This is a genomic window from Flavobacterium crassostreae, from assembly GCF_001831475.1.
Classification (GTDB): Bacteria; Bacteroidota; Bacteroidia; order Flavobacteriales; family Flavobacteriaceae; genus Flavobacterium; species Flavobacterium crassostreae.
This window is the reverse complement of the sequence record NZ_CP017688.1, coordinates 2533355-2550451: the sequence shown is the minus strand read 5'-3', so window position 1 is coordinate 2550451 and position 17097 is coordinate 2533355. Positions and strand designations below refer to the sequence as shown.

The 17097-nt window shown below is 35.8% G+C and carries 18 protein-coding genes; 10 read left to right on the top strand and 8 right to left on the bottom strand.

The annotated features are described in order from the left end of the window. Nucleotides 1-102: 102 nt before the first annotated feature. The 4 genes from LB076_RS11345 (at nucleotide 103) to LB076_RS11330 (ending at nucleotide 3647) form a co-directional block, all read left to right on the top strand. Entirely contained in the window at nucleotides 103-696 is a 594-nt protein-coding gene (locus LB076_RS11345) for a MiaE family protein (protein WP_066335636.1), read from the top strand. A gap of 128 nt (nucleotides 697-824) precedes the next feature. After that, nucleotides 825-1379 (top strand): helix-turn-helix domain-containing protein, encoded by a 555-nt coding sequence (locus LB076_RS11340; protein ID WP_066335633.1) that lies wholly within the window; start codon nucleotides 825-827, stop codon nucleotides 1377-1379. A 12-nt stretch (nucleotides 1380-1391) separates the two neighbouring features. Further along, a complete protein-coding gene (locus LB076_RS11335; RefSeq protein WP_066335632.1) occupies nucleotides 1392-1844 on the top strand; it encodes a response regulator in 453 nt (150 codons plus the stop codon). A 12-nt stretch (nucleotides 1845-1856) separates the two neighbouring features. Continuing rightward, nucleotides 1857-3647, top strand: coding sequence for an ATP-binding protein (locus tag LB076_RS11330; RefSeq protein ID WP_066335630.1), 1791 nt, complete (start codon nucleotides 1857-1859; stop codon nucleotides 3645-3647). A gap of 77 nt (nucleotides 3648-3724) precedes the next feature. Here LB076_RS11330 and LB076_RS11325 read toward each other — a convergent pair whose 3' ends face one another. The 3 genes from LB076_RS11325 to LB076_RS11315 form a co-directional block, all read right to left on the bottom strand. Next, the gene (locus LB076_RS11325; RefSeq protein ID WP_066335628.1) at nucleotides 3725-4303 is read right to left on the bottom strand and encodes a PhnA domain-containing protein; all 579 of its coding nucleotides are present in this window, start codon (nucleotides 4301-4303) and stop codon (nucleotides 3725-3727) included. Between the two features lie 108 nt (nucleotides 4304-4411). After that, nucleotides 4412-4867, bottom strand: coding sequence for a pantetheine-phosphate adenylyltransferase (coaD, locus tag LB076_RS11320; protein ID WP_066335626.1), 456 nt, complete (start codon nucleotides 4865-4867; stop codon nucleotides 4412-4414). A 35-nt stretch (nucleotides 4868-4902) separates the two neighbouring features. Further along, nucleotides 4903-5871 (bottom strand): D-alanine--D-alanine ligase, encoded by a 969-nt coding sequence (locus tag LB076_RS11315; RefSeq protein ID WP_066335623.1) that lies wholly within the window; start codon nucleotides 5869-5871, stop codon nucleotides 4903-4905. A gap of 243 nt (nucleotides 5872-6114) precedes the next feature. Between LB076_RS11315 and LB076_RS11310 the strand changes: the two genes are divergently transcribed. From LB076_RS11310 to LB076_RS11300, 3 genes are all read left to right on the top strand, one after another. Next, a complete protein-coding gene (locus tag LB076_RS11310; RefSeq protein WP_066335620.1) occupies nucleotides 6115-6732 on the top strand; it encodes a PASTA domain-containing protein in 618 nt (205 codons plus the stop codon). Next, nucleotides 6722-7765 (top strand): RluA family pseudouridine synthase, encoded by a 1044-nt coding sequence (locus LB076_RS11305; RefSeq protein WP_066335617.1) that lies wholly within the window; start codon nucleotides 6722-6724, stop codon nucleotides 7763-7765. Before LB076_RS11310 ends, LB076_RS11305 begins: the two co-directional genes overlap by 11 nt. A gap of 405 nt (nucleotides 7766-8170) precedes the next feature. Then, entirely contained in the window at nucleotides 8171-8812 is a 642-nt protein-coding gene (locus LB076_RS11300; protein WP_066335611.1) for a protein-L-isoaspartate(D-aspartate) O-methyltransferase, read from the top strand. A 108-nt stretch (nucleotides 8813-8920) separates the two neighbouring features. On the opposite strand, the gene smpB is transcribed toward LB076_RS11300, so the two are convergent. After that, nucleotides 8921-9376, bottom strand: a complete 456-nt coding sequence (smpB, locus tag LB076_RS11295; RefSeq protein ID WP_066335610.1) for an SsrA-binding protein SmpB — start codon at nucleotides 9374-9376, stop codon at nucleotides 8921-8923. A gap of 70 nt (nucleotides 9377-9446) precedes the next feature. Between smpB and LB076_RS11290 the strand changes: the two genes are divergently transcribed. Then, complete coding sequence (locus LB076_RS11290; RefSeq protein WP_066335607.1) at nucleotides 9447-9683, top strand: VF530 family protein; 237 nt, start codon at nucleotides 9447-9449, stop codon at nucleotides 9681-9683. Here LB076_RS11290 and LB076_RS11285 read toward each other — a convergent pair. The 3 genes from LB076_RS11285 to LB076_RS11275 form a co-directional block, all read right to left on the bottom strand. Further along, nucleotides 9680-10231, bottom strand: a complete 552-nt coding sequence (locus LB076_RS11285) for a DUF3575 domain-containing protein (protein ID WP_066335604.1) — start codon at nucleotides 10229-10231, stop codon at nucleotides 9680-9682. The genes LB076_RS11290 and LB076_RS11285 overlap by 4 nt on opposite strands. Nucleotides 10232-10350: 119 nt before the next feature. Beyond that, complete coding sequence (locus LB076_RS11280; RefSeq protein WP_066335602.1) at nucleotides 10351-10902, bottom strand: GNAT family N-acetyltransferase; 552 nt, start codon at nucleotides 10900-10902, stop codon at nucleotides 10351-10353. A gap of 16 nt (nucleotides 10903-10918) precedes the next feature. Further along, a complete protein-coding gene (locus tag LB076_RS11275; RefSeq protein ID WP_066335599.1) occupies nucleotides 10919-11773 on the bottom strand; it encodes an aldose 1-epimerase family protein in 855 nt (284 codons plus the stop codon). 173 nt (nucleotides 11774-11946) lie between these two features. Between LB076_RS11275 and LB076_RS11270 the strand changes: the two genes are divergently transcribed. Then, nucleotides 11947-14217, top strand: coding sequence for a M1 family metallopeptidase (locus LB076_RS11270; protein ID WP_066335598.1), 2271 nt, complete (start codon nucleotides 11947-11949; stop codon nucleotides 14215-14217). A gap of 75 nt (nucleotides 14218-14292) precedes the next feature. Here the strand turns inward: LB076_RS11270 and LB076_RS11265 are convergent, their stop codons facing one another. Next, a complete protein-coding gene (locus LB076_RS11265) occupies nucleotides 14293-15333 on the bottom strand; it encodes an agmatine deiminase family protein (RefSeq protein ID WP_066335592.1) in 1041 nt (346 codons plus the stop codon). A gap of 197 nt (nucleotides 15334-15530) precedes the next feature. Between LB076_RS11265 and LB076_RS11260 the strand changes: the two genes are divergently transcribed. Beyond that, complete coding sequence (locus tag LB076_RS11260; protein ID WP_066335590.1) at nucleotides 15531-17060, top strand: choice-of-anchor I family protein; 1530 nt, start codon at nucleotides 15531-15533, stop codon at nucleotides 17058-17060. The last annotated feature ends 37 nt before the right edge of the window (nucleotides 17061-17097 follow it).

Here is a 17097-nt window from a genome sequence, read left to right as displayed (position 1 = left end):
TTGAAATCGAAAGTCAAAATCCTTGCAATGGCATGTCTATTGGGTTTTTGGCTTTCGATTTTTAATAATAGAACAATTTGCTAACTCTTTATACCAAAACAAATGGGAGTATTACGATTAGAACTACCGACCGATCCAAGATGGGTTACTATTGTCGAAAAAAATATTGAAGAAATCCTGACCGATCACGCTTGGTGCGAACAAAAAGCCGCAACCAACGCCATAACCATAATTACTAATAACTCCGAACATCAAGACTTGGTTCAAGATTTATTAGCCTTGGCCAAAGAGGAGATAGAGCATTTTGAACAAGTACATGCTATAATTATAAAACGAGGGCTAAAACTAGGCAGAGAGCGCAAAGATCCCTATGTGAATGATTTGTATTTGTATATGAAAAAAAGCAGCAACGGCAGTAGGGTGTCTAGTTTGGTAGAACGATTGTTATTTTCGGCAATGATTGAAGCAAGAAGTTGCGAGCGATTTAAAATTTTGTCCGAAAACATTAAAGATGAGGAGCTTGCTGTTTTTTATAGAGAATTAATGGAAAGTGAGGCCGGACATTACACCACTTTTATTACCTATGCACGCAAATATGGTACAGGAATTGATGTAGAGCAGCGCTGGAGAGAATGGCTAGCCTACGAAGCATCTATAATTGCAAACTATGGCAACCAACAAACCATACATGGATAGCGGCAAACGTTAACAGAATTATAAATTTTAAAAAAGAGGCTCTTTTGTAAATTTAAAAAGCTTTTTTTGTGTAGTGATTTTGGAGTATCAAAGCAAAAAAATGCGTCTAATAAATACCGTAGTATTAAATGAGATTGTATATAAAATATGATGGAATTGTAGCCTGTAGAGTTATTTTGCAAGAACAATTGGAGCTACTAGAGATAGATTATAAACTTTTAGAATTGGGAGAGATTGAAATATCCAACTCGGTCACCAAAGAGCGTTTAGCCCAACTCCAAGAAGCATTAAATAAATATGCAATATTTATAGTTAGTAACGAAAAAAGCCAACTAATCCAAAAAATAAAAGATGCTATTGTAGAGATGGTCTACGAGAAAGATAAACTACCATCGGTTACTATTTCGCAATATTTATCTGATAAATTAAATTTTAGTTATGGGTATATTACAAATATTTTTTCGGAGTACACCTATACATCCATTGAAAATTTTATAATAATCCAAAAAATAGAAAGGGCCAAAAAATTAATTATTGAAGATGAATTGACTTTGACCGAGGTTTCTTATAAATTAAACTACAGTAGTGTAGCTTACTTGTCTAGTCAATTTAAAAAAGTTACAGGATTAACTCCTTCTGCTTTTAAACGAATAGTAGATAAAAGGAGGAGTTTATCAAATTAAACACATACTGTTATGATTACACACAAGGATTCCATACATATTTTGATTGCAGATGATGACGAAGATGATCGCGCATTTTTTAGTGATGCCATGATGGAGCTTAAAATGAATAATAAGCTAACTCTCTTTAATGATGGTAAAGATTTGATGAAATACCTATCACGGACTGATATTGTGATGCCACATATCTTGTTTTTGGATTTAAATATGCCGTACAAATCTGGGTTTGAATGTTTAAAAGAGATACGATTGGATGCCCGTTTTAAAGAAGTATCGATTGCTATTTATTCCACCTCTTCATCGGAGAAGGATATTGAGGAAACCTTTATTGAAGGAGCAAATATTTATATAAAAAAGCCAAATGATTTTAATAAACTTAAAAAAGTAATAAAAGAAGTGCTTAATATGAATTGGCAATTTCATTCTTCAGGGTTAAATAAAGAAACTTTTTTCTTTAGCATCTAAATTTTCTTATAAATGAAGTTAAAAATTTTATACGGAAATTCTCAAATATTTAAAATTGCTCTAGGTATAGCAATTTTAGTAATTGTATATTTTGCATCTGTTTTTTACAAACAGATGCAAAATTTAGAATCCTCGGTTAATGTAATAGCCAACGCCACCGAAACACAGCTTGAGTTAGAGCGCGTACTCTCTACAATAAGTATTTACGAAACCAATCTCAGGAGTTTTATAATCACAAATGACAGCACGTATCTAGAACACCGTTTTTTAAGAAAAGGCGAAATAGAGCTTAATTTTGACCGTATTAAAAAATTAGTAGTCCATAATCCCTCCAGAACCAAGGATGTAGACCAGCTAAAAAAAATGATTGATTTTCGGTTTGCTCTCTTTAAAGAAACGCTACTCTTGGCCAAAAGTAAAAACCCAGACAAGAGTCCGTTGATCGCTAAGCTCAAAGAAAGTAGTGACTTTACCGAAGGGATGAAAAACTATGTGTACCAAACTATTGATACCGAGTCAGATAAAATAAAAACACATAATGATAACCATCAATTTGAACTTCAGGATTCTATAATTAGTGCGTTTTTGTTGGTACTGCTCTCGTTACTTATTTTGTTGCTTTCTTTCAATAAAATGAATGTAGATATTTCAGCACTACAGAAAGCAAATGATGAACTCCAATATTTAAACCACTCCTTTAATAATGCCGAAAAAATTGCAGGATTTGGGCATTGGAAAATTAATTTAAAAACCAAAAAGTATTTTTTTTCCGATAATTTTTTTCGCCTTTTAGGGGTGCAACCCAATGATTTTGAACCCAATATTGAGAACTTCTCAAAATTTATTCATCCCGAAGACGTCGACTTTGTTATAAAAGCTCATAGAGATTCTTTAAAGAACCACAACGATACCTCGGTTATGTTTCGGTACATACTACCAGATGGTAGCATCCGATACATTTGGTCTGTTGGAAGTTTTACACAAAACACTAGCGGCGACTTGATCAAAACAGGTGTAAACTATGATGTTAGTAATTTATACAAAAAAACACTGGAGTTAGAAGAGAATAATAAAAAATTACAGAGTATCAATCAAGAGTTAGAATCGTTCAACAACATCGTAAGCCATGATTTGCAAGAACCCTTGCACAAAATACAGATGTTTATCTCTAGGATAGAAGCCAAAGAGATGGATTTGATATCCGATCAAGGGAAAGTGTATTTTTCAAAAATTAAATTTTCGGCCAATAAAATGCAAACCTTACTAATTGATTTAGTAAATTATTCTCGTGCTCTAAAGGGAGATAAAGTTTTTGTAAAAACAGATTTGAATATACTTTTAAGCCAAGTTCTAGAGGACTTATCTTTAAATATAGCCGACAAAGAAGCCGTAGTTACCCTAGAGAATTTACCTGCTATAAAAGTAATTCCTTTTCAGGTAGAACAATTGTTCATTAATTTGATTTCAAATGCTCTAAAATATAGTAAAGAGAACATTGTTCCGGAAATTAGTATTTTTGAGGAAGAGATTTTTGCTAACGAAATCTACGAAAACAAAATTATTACCAATGAAGAATATTGTAAAATTGTAGTTTCGGATAACGGGATTGGTTTTCCGCAAGAATATGCCAATAAAATATTTCATTTATTTTATAGATTGGACAAAGACGTAAAATATTCTGGAACTGGTTTGGGACTGGCAATATGCAAAAGGATTGTAGAGAATCACGACGGTTTTATACAAGTAAATTCAGAGCCAAACATAGGATCTAAATTTGCAATTTTTATACCTCGGAATATTTAAAAAAAAAACGAGTCCAGATTATATAATCTGGACTTGTTTTTTTTGTTGATGTTGCTAAAACCAAACGTGTGGCAGGATTACGTTTTCTTGACATATTGTGTAATTATCACAATTGTTTGCCCGTCTACTTTGCCTTCAATATATTCGGCGTTTTCGTGATCCAACCGGATGTTTCGCACTGCGGTTCCTTGTTTGGCTACCATGCTAGATCCTTTAACTTTTAGATCTTTTATAAGTACTACAGAATCTCCGGTTTCTAGTATTACTCCGTTACTATCTCTATGGATAATTTTGTTTTCGTCTTCTTCACCCTCACCAGTAGCTTGTGCCCATGCCAGGGTGTCTTGGTCAAAATACATTTGATCTATTAGTTCTTGCGGCCATCCTGCTGCGCGCAAACGGCTTAGCATTCTCCAAGAAACTACCTGAACAGCAAGGTGCTCACTCCACATGCTGTCGTTTAAACACCTCCAGTGGTTTAGATCTTCATTTCCGGGGGTTTCTATCTGGTCAATACAAGTTGCACAAGCCATTAAGGCTTCGTCTAGGCCGCCTTTTATGGTTGGTAATACCGTATACACTTTTAAATTTTCGGTGTTGCCACAAAGTTCGCATTTGGCTGCGCTGCGCTTGTTTAATTCTCTTTCTATACTCATTATTTGGGTGGTTGTTTTTTTTTACGAAAGTACGGTTTATTGCCTTTGAGACCTAATTATTGGCTTTGTGTTGGTCCTACATGGATTTAATTAAAATGCTTTGGTCTGCTATTTTACTCGAACGGCTTTGGGAACCAGTTTTTGATATTCGCCTCCATTTCTAAGTACATCTCTAACAATACTGGAGCTTATATACGATGTTTTGGCGGCAGTAAGCAAAAATACGGTTTCTATTTTGGAGAGGTAGCGGTTGGTATGCGCAATGGCTTTTTCAAATTCAAAATCAGCGGGATTGCGCAAACCACGCAGTATAAAATCGGCTTGAAGTTTATGGCACAAATCGATAGTTAGCCCTTGGTAGGTTATTACTGAAATTTTAGGTTCGTTCCGGAAAGTTTCTTCAATAAACCGTTTTCTTTCTTCGATGGTAAACATGTATTTTTTGTCTGCATTTATTCCTATTGCAATCACAATGGCATCAAATAAAGGCAGGGCTCTTTTAATAATATCTTCGTGACCTAAGGTAATTGGGTCAAAGGATCCAGGAAATATGGCTTTTTTCATTTTTTAGGTCTTAAGTTACAACAACAAAGGGTTTTTTATAAAGCCAATTCAATAGCGTTGGTAAATAAATCCGTCAACGAAATACCGGCTGCTGTTGCTTGTTGCGGAATTAAACTCTCTGGAGTCAATCCCGGAATGGTGTTCATCTCCAGCATGAAGGGTTCTTCATTGACAATTATAAATTCGGTTCTAGAGAAACCGCTCATTTTTAATAATTCATAGGCACGTTTTGCAATGGCACCTACCTTTTGGGTCATTTCGTCCGAAATTCTAGCCGGCGTTATTTCTTGTGATTTTCCTTGGTATTTGGCTTCATAATCAAAAAAATCATTTTCCGAAACAATTTCGGTGATTGGCAATACAATAATTTCGCCTTTATAATTGATAACTCCAACGCTTACCTCGGTGCCGTCCAAGAAACTTTCAATAATAATTTCGTCATCTTCTTGGTAGGCAACTTCAATGGCAATTGGGAGTTCTGCTTCGGTTTTGACTTTCGAAATTCCAAAACTAGAACCAGCTTTGTTTGGTTTTACAAAACACGGTAAGCCTACTTTGGTAACTATTTGATTGGTTTGGATGGTGTCTCCTTTATTTAAATAGTAGGATGTAGCACTTTTTATTCCGTAGGGTTTTAAAACCGATAAAAAATCTCTTTTGTTAAAAGTAAGTGCGGCCTGGTAATAATCACACGAGGTTTGTGGGATTTGCAATAATTCAAAATAAGCCTGCATCAAACCATCTTCGCCCGGGGTGCCGTGTATGGCATTAAATACGCAATCAAACGTTATTTTGGTTTGGTTTACAGTAACCGAAAAATCGTTTTTATCGATCGGAAATTCTTTTTGATCCGCATCTACATAAACCCATTTTTCTTTAAAAATATGAATACAAAAACCGGTGTATTTGGATTGGTCTAGATAGCGGTGAACTACTTTTCCGCTTATTAGTGAAATTTGGTATTCACTAGAATAACCGCCCATAATTATGGCAATATTTTTCATTGGTTGCTTTTGTTTAAGGTTTTAAAATAGAAGTTCTAGACTAATTACTAGAACTCTTTTTGGTATATTATTTAGAAACTTGTGGGCTCAAATAGTAGGTTTTTTTCATTTTTTGTAGGGGTATACCCTATAGAAATCTAGCTTTTATAGCAATAATAAAAAAGCAGGAACTACCATTAAACAAAATTATCATTTTTTTTGGAACGAAATAGCTTTATCTTTGCGAGAAATAAAAATAAATTTATGAGTTTACGTAACTATCTTACTAGCCGAGTATTTGTTTTGCAATTATTTCTAGCAGTTTTGGTTATTGCTGTTTTGGGCTATTTGTTTATACATTGGTTAACTTTTACCACAAATCATGGTAATGAGATTGTAGTGCCCAATTTAAGTAGGCTTACTGAGGAGCAAGTGGAAGAAAAATTAGATGGCCTTGATCTTGCTTATGTATTGCTAGACAGTATGGATTATAGGAGTGACTACCCAAAATATGGTGTGGTACAACAAAATCCTTTGCCGGGAGCTAAGGTAAAAGAAGGAAGAAAAATATACATTAAAATTAACTCCTCGGGTTTTTCGTCGGTCAAAATTCCGGATTTAATTGAAAAAACCTACCGAGAAGCCGTGCCTACCTTAAAAGCCTTGGGATTAGAGGAAGGAACCATTACGTATATTCCTAATCTAGGAAAAGACATGGTGTTAGAGATGCGCTACAAAGGAAGAAGTATCCAGCCAGGAGATAAGGTTTTAAAATCGTCTAAAATTGATTTGGTTCTGGGAGATGGAAAAGCGAGTTATGAAGAAGAGGTAATAACGGATTCTGTTACAGAACCAATTGAAGAAGCACCCAATGAACAATAATATAGTTACAGAAGATCTAGATCAAGAGTTGTATGAGCATTTTAAATTTGAAGTTCCCAAAGGACAAGCGCCCTTAAGAATTGATAAATACTTAATGGGCTTGATCCAAAATGCCACCCGTAATAAAATACAAACCGCTGCTAGTGAGGGCGCCGTTTTTGTAAATGAAGTTGCCGTAAAATCAAATTATAAAGTAAAGGCTCTAGATGTGGTTCAGGTTATGTTAACCCATCCGCCATATGAAAATCATATTGTTGCCGAAAATATAGCATTGAATATTGTTTATGAAGACGATACTTTGCTATTGATTAATAAAGAGCCTGGTATGGTGGTTCATCCCGGACACGGAAATTATACCGGAACCTTGGTCCATGCCTTGGCGTATCATTTTGATAATTTGCCAATGAACAGTAGCGAGCGCCCAGGTTTGGTACACCGAATTGATAAAGACACCTCTGGATTGTTAGTAATTGCCAAAACAGAGGCTGCCATGACGCATTTGGCCAAACAGTTTGAAGCCAAAACATCCGAGAGAGAGTATGTCGCCTTGGTGTGGGGAAATGTAGCACAAGATGCAGGAACCATTGAGGGCAATTTAGCACGCCATCTAAAGGATCGGATGCAGATGGCTGTTTTTGCAGACCCCGAAATTGGCAAACCCGCCATTACCCATTACAAAGTTTTAGAACGTTTTGGTTACGTAACTTTAATCTCCTGCCAATTAGAAACCGGTAGAACACACCAAATACGAGCACATTTAAAACATATTGGGCATCCTTTATTTAATGACGAACGCTACGGAGGACATTTGATCCTAAAAGGGACTACCTTTACAAAATACAAGCAATTTATAGACAATTGTTTTAAAGTATTGCCAAGACAAGCCTTACATGCCAAAACATTAGGTTTTGTACATCCAACCACGTCCGAAATGATGCGTTTTGATACCGATCTGCCACAAGATTTTCAGGATTGTATCGAAAAATGGAGAGGCTATTCTAAATCCCATTTAACAGAGGAAGAAGAAGCATAAAATCGAAATTTTAAAATTTTAAAGTAATTGCCTCAGAAAACCGTATTAGTTACTAAGGTTATTACACTATAAAACCCCTATTTTTCTGGTAAATAGGGGTTTTTTGATTGCAAAATTGTGTTGTTTGTTAACAGCAATTAGACAATCTTAGTTTTAATGTATGTTAGTGGTTGTAAGAATAAGCCTTTCTGCAAAAAATGTCTTAAATTTAATGTAGGCCAAAGAGACTACATTAAAACGGTATTTGCAATACCCACTTTTAGTGATTTTGTAAACTAGTATTTGTAATGTTATTTTGGGTTATTTTAGTTTAGGACGGCCTATAAAGTTTCTCAATTGCCTTGGTAGTTTAAGTTGCAAATGACGATTCTTTGACTAATTTTGCATAAAAATAATTTACCACCATTGAAAGATACTGGAAAACACCAAGGGCTTAGAAATCAATTAGTAAGCGTTTTGATAGAAAAAGGAATTACCGACAAAAATGTTTTGGATGCAATCAAAAAGATTCCGAGGCATTTGTTTTTGGATTCTAGCTTTGAGAATTATGCTTATCAAGACAAGGCTTTTCCTATTGATGCCGGGCAAACCATATCCCAACCCTACACTGTAGCCTTTCAGTCTCAATTATTAGAAATTAAAAAAGACCATAAAGTATTAGAAATTGGTACCGGATCGGGTTACCAAACCGCTGTGTTGTGTCTGTTAGGCGCTAAGGTATATAGTATTGAAAGGCAAAATGAATTGTTTAAACGCACCTCTGTATTATTGCCTAAATTGGGTATCCGCCCCAAGCATCTTACCTTTGGAGATGGCTACAAAGGGCTACCTGGTTTTGCTCCCTTTGATAGTATTATTGTCACTGCAGGTGCGCCTTTTATTCCGCAAGCCTTGATGGCACAGCTCAAAATAGGAGGTAGGTTGGTTATTCCGTTAGGCGATACGGTACAGGTAATGACTTTACTTATTCGAAAAAACGAAACCCAATTTGAAAAACATGAATTAGGAGAGTTTCGATTTGTGCCCTTGTTAGAGGATAAAAACTAACGCCAGGTATGTAATATATTGACTGATTTTATAATACTATGTAAACTTCAAACCTTACTACAAAAAAAACCTAAGAAGAACAGCTGTCGTTTTCTTAGGTTTATATAATTAATTATAAATTTTTTTGATCCGGTCTAAATCTCGTTTGGTGTCTTGTTCTTTTAAAGACTCTCTCTTATCGTAGGTTTTTTTACCTCTACATAGTCCGATTTCGAGTTTAGCCATTCCTTTTTCGTTGGTAAAAAGCTTTAGCGGAACAATGGTAAGTCCTTTGGCTTGCACGCTACGTTCTAAACTTTTTAATTCTCTTTTGTTTAAAAGGAGTTTTCTTTCGCTACGTGCTTTATGGTTAAATTGGTTTCCAAAGGTATATTCTTCAATATAGGTATTGATGGCAAATAGCTCGTTGTTACTAAACTCGCAAAAGCTTTCGGTAATATTGGCCTTGCCTAAACGAATGGATTTGATCTCGGTTCCTGCCAAAACAATTCCAGCAGTAAATTTTTCAATTATTTCATAATCAAAGCGAGCTCTTTTATTAAGTATGTTGACTGTTTTTAGCATAGTAGGACAAATGTAACAACAAATGTATCAATCAGCAATTTTTTTTATAAAATTGGCATAAATTTGCAATATGGAAAAACAACAATCAAAAGATCCCTTACACGGGATCACACTCAAGGCAGTTTTAGAACAATTGGTTGCGCACTATGGTTTTGCGGCTCTTGGGGAGCGTATTCCAATCAAATGTTTTAATGAAAATCCAAGCATACCATCTAGTCTTACGTTTTTAAGAAAAACAGATTGGGCCAGAAAAAAAGTAGAAGCCTTATATGTAAAAAATTACAAAAATTTTAGTACACCATCTTAATGTAACCGATACGATACCATTACGCCGCCTCGGTAGGGCAGCCATTCGCCGCTTTTGTTGTAGTTTTTAACGTGTTCATAGCGGCTACCATCACTTATACGGTATCCTTTATAAAAACCATGGTGCCAACCACCACCCAAAAAACAGTCCAATAAAAAGCGCTCGTTAATTTTTGCTTTATAGCCTATTGTAGCTCCTGCAAAATAACCAACACCTTTTTCGTAATAATCTGTGTTTAGATAATTCCATTTTTGAAAATTATATATGCTCCCCCCAAAATGGGCGCCTAGATAAAATCCATTATCTTTAGCCTTAAAATGGTATCGAAACTCGGGTGTAAGGCTATAAAACTCTCTGGGTTTGTTATTAACCGACTTCCAGAAAGAAGCCATTATATCCAAATTGAAAGTTGTTTTATTGCCAATACTGGTTTCCATGGCTATATTAGGTACTGTAAGTAAAGTCGTAAAAGCATTTACTTTTAGATACGTTTGACTTTGGGATGTAGTTACAAAAAGGAGTAGTATCCAAAAAAATTTTTTTTTCATAATCAGAAAGGGGCAACCAAATGCAGTTACGGATATTGGTTTTTAAGTGTCATTTAGTTACAAAATAGGTAACGCAAAGGTAAAGATTTTATTACTGGCACAACCCAGACTCTTTTTTGTTACGATTTATTTAACAAAGAGTAAATTGCGGTGTCCAAAAAATGGTCGTTATAAAAATGATTTTCTATAAAATGAGCCTCTTTTATAAAACCATTTTTTAGCAATACTTTTTCAGAAATGGTGTTGTTGGGATCAATCACGGCTTCAATAGAATGCAGTTTCATTGGGCCAAAACCATAGGCAATTACTTTTTTTAAAGCCTCGGAGATGTACCCTCTGTTATGGTGGTCAGGGTGCAAGATATATCCTACCTCGGCACGGTAGTTCTGTGGTTGTATTCGGTAATGCCCTATCATTCCAATCAAAGTAGTACTGTCTTTTAAGGTTATTGCCCAATTAATACCTTCGTTTTTGTCTATTGTAGCATCCATTGTAGCAATATGCTCTAAAGCATCTGCAAGGGTTTTGGCAATGGGTCTAGGGATGTATTTCATGGTATCTTTGTTAGAGCGTAAGGCAAATACTTCGTTGGCGTCTTCTGGAGTAATTCTGCGCAATGACAAACGTTGGGTTTCTAAATCTGGAAAAGGAGCAAAGTTAATTTGTAGCATTTTGGATCGTTTTTAATTAAAATACAGTAATGGTATATTGGGATCTAAAAGTAGCCTTAGGTTGCAAGATTTCAATTCCTTCTTTTTCCATAATATTTCCAGAACTAGTTACCGTATCCGAATAACCAAACCAAGGCTCAATACAAATAAAAGGAGCATTTGGCAACGTCCAAAGACCTAAATCCGGAAAATCTTCGAATTCGATCTGTAGTAAAGGTTTTTTTTGAGCTAAAATAGTTACTGTTTTAGAGGGTATGGATCTAAAAATTAAAGCATTGTTTTTAAATAATGCATACTCTAAGGATAGCGTAGTATCGGTAGTACTTAGTGTGGCTTTTTGATTGGAAATTAAATTGTTTTCCAGTAGAGTATACCTTAGTGGTACCTTATTTTTAAATTCAAGGGCGTAGTCCTCAAATTGTCCCGCTAACGCAAAAGCAGGGTGAGCACCAATACAAAAAGGCATTTCGGTGGAGTTTAAATTTTGTACTTTATAGCCAACAACAAGACTATTTTGTACTAAAGTGTAGCAGATTTGCAACTCAAACTCAAAAGGATATACTTGGAGCGTATCGGCAGAATTTTTTAGAACAAAGGTAGCGCGATCGTCTTTTTTTTCTATTAATTCAAAAACCATATCTCTAGCAAATCCGTGTCTGGACAAACTATAGTTTTGTTGCTTATAGCGGTATTGGTTGTTTTTTAGAGTGCCCACAATAGGGAACAATACTGGAGCATGCTTGCCCCAAAATTCTGGGTTTGCATCCCAGAGATATTCTTGGTTGGTGTGGACATTTTTTAGGGAGAATACTTCTGCTCCAGCATGCTTTATCTCAGCGGATAAAAAGGCGTTTGATATGGTGGTTTTCAAAATAAAAAAAATTTAAGTAAAGAATTACTAGAGGTAAATATATTCAATTTCTAGCTTAAAAAAAGACTTTTAAAAATCAATGTAATAAATTTATGCTAAAATTATAGTTAAAACGTATCAATTTGTTAACACTAAGTTTTTTTTTATTAATTTGGTTGTAAAAATAAGAAAACATGAAAAATATTAGGTTTAAAGCCGTATTACAATTGGCTTTAGTATTCGGATTTTCGTCACTCTGGGCACAACAAGTCACAGAAAAAAAAGCCGAAGTAACGGTTTCAAAATACAACTACCAAGATGCTTTTGGCCCCTTTTTTTATACCAAAAATGGCAGTAGCACACGTTCTGCAAGTGGGCAACCAGGAGCAGAATATTGGCAAAATAGAGCAGATTATACGCTTACCGCTACCTTAAAAGAATCTAATAACGAAATAATTGGGACCGATCTCATTACTTATACCAACAATAGTCCCGATGCCATGGGTTTTGTTTGGATGCATTTGGATCAAAATTTGTTTAAACCAGATTCTAGGGGTGCTGCAGTAGTGCCCTTGACCGGGAGCCGTAATGGCGCTCAAGGCGAAGTTTTTGACGGAGGTCACAAAATCAAATCGGTAAAAGTGCTTAAAACAATCCAAGGAAAAACAATTGAAAAAGAAGCAAAATTTGTAATAACCGATACCAGAATGCAGGTTTTTCTGCCCGAAGAATTAAAGGCAAAAGGAGGCGTTGTGAAGCTTAAAATAGACTTTTCGTACCTTTCACCCCAAGAAGGTTCCGACCGTACGGGAGTGTTAGAGACACAAAACGGAAAAATTTTTACCATAGCACAATGGTATCCACGCATGTGTGTGTATGATGATGTGCGCGGATGGAATACAAATCCTTATTTAGGAGCGGGAGAGTTTTATTTAGAATATGGTGATTTTGACATCCAGATTACGGCCCCAGCAAACCACATGGTAGTCTGTGCTGGAGAACTATTGAACCCAAAGACAGTATATAGCACCCTTGAACAAAGTAGACTAGCCAAAGCCAAACAAAGTGATGCAACAGTAGTAATACGTACTCCAGAAGAAGTAGCTACTCTTGCTAAAACAGCCACCACCACCACCAAGACATGGCATTATCAATTGAAGAACGCTAGAGATATTTCTTGGGCATCTTCTGCAGCATTTATTTTAGATGGTGCCAAAATTAATCTTCCGAGCGGCAAAAAAGCACTAGCATTATCTGCCTACCCGGTAGAAAGTGCCGGAAATGATGCTTGGGGACGTTCTACAGAATACACCAAAACCTCGGTAGAAAATTATTCCAAAAGATGGTTAGAATATACCTATCCTGTAGCGATAAACGTTGCCGGAAACGAAGGCGGTATGGAATATCCAGGTATTGTTTTTTGTAGTTGGGAATCTAGAGGCGAAGATTTATGGGCGGTAACAGACCATGAATTTGGGCACAACTGGTTCCCAATGATTGTTGGATCCAATGAGCGTTTGTTTGGTTGGATGGACGAAGGCTTTAATAGTTTTATCAATACCTTGAGTGCAACAGATTTTAACCAAGGAGAGTATAAAAATCCGGTTTCGGATATGCACCAATTGGCAAGTAGCTATACCAATCCGAGTTTAGAAACTATTATGAGCGCTCCAGATAACATGAAAGAGGGCAATATAGGTGTTCTGTGTTATGCAAAACCTAGTTCAGGATTAATTATTTTAAGAGAGCAAATATTAGGGCCTGAGCGTTTTGATTTAGCGCTGCGTACTTATGTTGCTCGTTGGGCTTTTAAACATCCTACTCCGGATGATTTTTTTAGAACTATAGAAAACGTTGCAGGCGAGGATCTAAGCTGGTTCTGGAGAGGCTGGTTTGTATACAACTGGCAGTTTGACCAAGCAATCCAAGGGATTAAATATGTAAAAAACGATCCTAAACAAGGGGTAATTATTACTATAGAAAATTTAGAAAAAATGCCCCTGCCAGTCATTCTAGACATAAAAACCAAAAGTGGCAAAGTAGATAGAATTAAACTCCCAGTTGAGGTTTGGCAAAAAAACACTATTTGGTCTTTTAAGCACCCTAGCACCGAAGAAATTGAAAGTATTATCTTGGATCCAGAACACGTTTTTCCAGACAATCAAGAATCCAATAACACCTGGAACGCTACAACTGGAGTACTTGAAAAAGACCTTATTCTAGATTCGTATGTTGGAGATTATTCTAACAATAGAGCACCAATAAAAATTAATTTTACTGAAAAAAATGGGGTTTTAACGGTTTTTATTACAGATTATCCTAAATTTCCGGTTACCTCTATTGGAAAAGATTTGTTTGAATCTAAGAGAGCAGGATTAAAATTCCAGTTCAATGAAGACAAAACGGGATTTGATATGATTATTAGTGAAAATCAAAAAATTCCTTTTACGAAAGACCAAAAATAAAAAAATATAACATCTATTTCATAAAAAAAACCAGCACTGATGCTGGTTTTTTTTTTATCAAAAATATACTAAATATTAGGCCGGAATTTGCTGGCTCAAACAGTGTAGGGTACCAAATCCCCAGATAAAGTCAATGGCACTAATGCCTATTATTTCTCTATCCGGAAAACAGCTAGCTAAAATATTTAAAGCCACACGATCATTAGGATCATTAAAGGTAGGTACTAATACACAGTGATTTAAAATCAAAAAATTAGCATAACTAGCCGGTAGTCTTAAATCTTCAAAGTCAATTCGTTTGGGCATAGGCAATGCCACAATAATAGGAGCTTTTCCGTTTTCTAGAGTAGCATTTTGAAGGCGTTTTAAATTATCCTGTAAAGGTTTGTAATTCGCGTCTTTTTCATCCGTTTCTATAATAGTTACAATAGTGTCTTCGTTCACAAAGCGGCACAAATCATCAATATGGCCATGGGTATCGTCTCCTTCTACGCCGTCTCCTAACCAAATCACATTAGTGATGCCAAGATATTCTTTAAAAACAGCTTCGTAATCTTGTTTGGTAAAGTTAGGGTTGCGGACCTGAATATCTGGATGCATTAAACATTCTTCGGAGGTCAACAAGGTGCCTTTTCCGTTAGTATCTATTGCACCTCCTTCAATAATAACGGGCTTGCCTTGGTACATTACTTGCGTAAGGGGTAGGTTTAAATGTTGCGCCACAGTAGCGGGTACGTGCCTGTCTAATTGGTAGTTTTTATACTTGGCCCATCCATTAAAATTAAAATTTAGAGCCTCTCTACTAGTTCCATTTTTAATAATAATGGGACCTGAGTCTCGCATCCAACTCCGATTGGTTTTTTGAATAACAAAGCTAACATTGGCAAGGTTTACTCGTGCCATTTGAAGCATTTGGGTTACTTTTTCTTGAAGTTTTTGATCGGCTACAATCAAAAAAACAGTTTCGTATGTGGCAACTTTTTTGATAAACTCCACAAATGCCCATTGGATGGCTTCGTATTTTCCGGGCCAATCTTTTCCGTTATGTGGAAAACAAAGTAAAACACCTTGTTGTTTTTCCCATTCTGCAGGAAATCTTCTTTTATTTTCAGTCATAATCAATTTCTATAATACGAATACAAAGGTAAACATTCAGAGGTAAAATTAAATATTTAATTTTTTAGAGCTCTTTTATTGCTGCATTTTTTTATAAAAAGTACTTCGGACATTTTTAATTAATCATTAGGTAATATTTTAGTAATACCTCTTCGGGTGTATCCTGTTATTTTTGCCAAAAACAAAAAAAATACACAATGAAAAATTATGGATTAACAGTATTAGCTGCAATTTGCCTATTATCTAGTTGCACCAAAAATGAGTCTATAGAAGACGCAATACTAGAACAACTAATTGACGAAAACCCAGCTAGTTTTAAAGAAATAGGGTCTATTACCATCGGAGCAGAAGGTGCCGCAGAAATAAGTGCGTATGATGCAGTTTCCAAAAAGCTGTTTACAGTTAATAATAGCGATACCAACGGCATCGATGTAGTAGATTTGTCCGATCCATCCAATCCAAAGTGGATCGCCAAAATAGATTTGACTCCCTTTAATGGCGCCTCGAACAGTGTGGCTACTTACCAAGGCAAATTGGCTGTGGCCTTAGAGGCTACCTCAAGCAAACAAGATTTAGGTAAAGTGGTTGTTTTTGATACGGCCAATTATAGTGTTATTAAGGAGATTACCGTAGGTGCATTGCCAGATATGGTTACGTTTTCGCCAGACGGAAAATGGATCATGACTGCCAATGAAGGCGAGCCAAATAGTGATTATTCGGTAGATCCAGAAGGAACTGTTTCTATAATTGATGTTGCTAATAACTATGCCGTTACTACTTTAAATTTTAGCAATTTTAGTAGCCAATTAACAACCCTAAAAGCAGGTGGTTTTAAGATTTCTAGCCCGACAAATGATTTTGCAAAAGACATTGAGCCAGAATACATCACCATTGCTGCAGATTCTAAAACAGCCTGGGTAACTCTACAAGAAAATAATGGCGTTGCCAAAGTAGACCTACTTGCCAAAAAAATTACGGCTATATTTCCATTAGGTTACAAAGATTTTAGTTTGGCCGAAAACGCTATTGATATTAGTGATAAAGACGATCAGATCGTATTTAACCCTTGGAATGTAAAAGGAATGTTCATGCCAGATGCTATTAGTAGTTTTGAGGTAAACAATGTTGCTTATTTTGTAACCGCCAACGAAGGAGACGCCAGAGAATACGACAACTATGTTGACGTAAGTAGAATAGGAAGCAGCTCTGTGATTTTAGATCCAGTAAAATTTCCGAATGCCCTTGCTCTAAAAGACAATGCCAAAATGGGACGTTTAAACATTGTTAACAAAATGGGAGACACTGATGGAGATGGAGATATCGATGAGTTGGTAAGTTTTGGTGGAAGATCTTTTAGTATCTGGAATGGTACTACAGGCAAAATGGTATTTGATAGCAAAAATGAATTAGACAAAAAAGCCCATGATTTTGGCACCTATGATGACAAACGTAGTGATGATAAAGGTGCAGAACCGGAGGCAGTTGTAGTGGCCAAAATGGGATCAAAATCCATCTTATTTGTTGGTTTAGAAAGAACCGATAATTGTATGGTTTATGATGTGACTAATCCCAATGCACCTAAATACTTACAAACCCTAAAAACAGGAGATGCTCCAGAGGGATTGTTGTTTATTCCGGCTTCTCAAAGTCCTAATAAAAGAAGCTTAGTGGTAGTAAGTAGTGAAGGAGATGGTACCATCAAAATTTACCAACCAGACCGAAACTAAACAACGGATTATAATAAAACAACACCTACAAAAAATG

Excerpts from the sequence above, each read along its gene's own strand:
- LB076_RS11325 (WP_066335628.1), bottom strand. The coding sequence starts at position 4,303 with ATGAGTATAGAAAGAGAATTAAACAAGCGCAGCGCAGCCAAATGCGAA.
- LB076_RS11290 (WP_066335607.1), top strand. The coding sequence starts at position 9,447 with ATGGAAAAACAACAATCAAAAGATCCCTTACACGGGATCACACTCAAG.
- LB076_RS11270 (WP_066335598.1), top strand. The coding sequence starts at position 11,947 with ATGAAAAATATTAGGTTTAAAGCCGTATTACAATTGGCTTTAGTATTC.
- LB076_RS11335 (WP_066335632.1), top strand. The coding sequence starts at position 1,392 with ATGATTACACACAAGGATTCCATACATATTTTGATTGCAGATGATGAC.
- LB076_RS11330 (WP_066335630.1), top strand. The coding sequence starts at position 1,857 with ATGAAGTTAAAAATTTTATACGGAAATTCTCAAATATTTAAAATTGCT.
- LB076_RS11310 (WP_066335620.1), top strand. The coding sequence starts at position 6,115 with ATGAGTTTACGTAACTATCTTACTAGCCGAGTATTTGTTTTGCAATTA.
- LB076_RS11285 (WP_066335604.1), bottom strand. The coding sequence starts at position 10,231 with ATGAAAAAAAAATTTTTTTGGATACTACTCCTTTTTGTAACTACATCC.
- LB076_RS11260 (WP_066335590.1), top strand. The coding sequence starts at position 15,531 with ATGAAAAATTATGGATTAACAGTATTAGCTGCAATTTGCCTATTATCT.
- LB076_RS11315 (WP_066335623.1), bottom strand. The coding sequence starts at position 5,871 with ATGAAAAATATTGCCATAATTATGGGCGGTTATTCTAGTGAATACCAA.
- LB076_RS11265 (WP_066335592.1), bottom strand. The coding sequence starts at position 15,333 with ATGACTGAAAATAAAAGAAGATTTCCTGCAGAATGGGAAAAACAACAA.
- LB076_RS11345 (WP_066335636.1), top strand. The coding sequence starts at position 103 with ATGGGAGTATTACGATTAGAACTACCGACCGATCCAAGATGGGTTACT.
- LB076_RS11340 (WP_066335633.1), top strand. The coding sequence starts at position 825 with ATGAGATTGTATATAAAATATGATGGAATTGTAGCCTGTAGAGTTATT.
- smpB (WP_066335610.1), bottom strand. The coding sequence starts at position 9,376 with ATGCTAAAAACAGTCAACATACTTAATAAAAGAGCTCGCTTTGATTAT.
- LB076_RS11305 (WP_066335617.1), top strand. The coding sequence starts at position 6,722 with ATGAACAATAATATAGTTACAGAAGATCTAGATCAAGAGTTGTATGAG.
- coaD (WP_066335626.1), bottom strand. The coding sequence starts at position 4,867 with ATGAAAAAAGCCATATTTCCTGGATCCTTTGACCCAATTACCTTAGGT.
- LB076_RS11280 (WP_066335602.1), bottom strand. The coding sequence starts at position 10,902 with ATGCTACAAATTAACTTTGCTCCTTTTCCAGATTTAGAAACCCAACGT.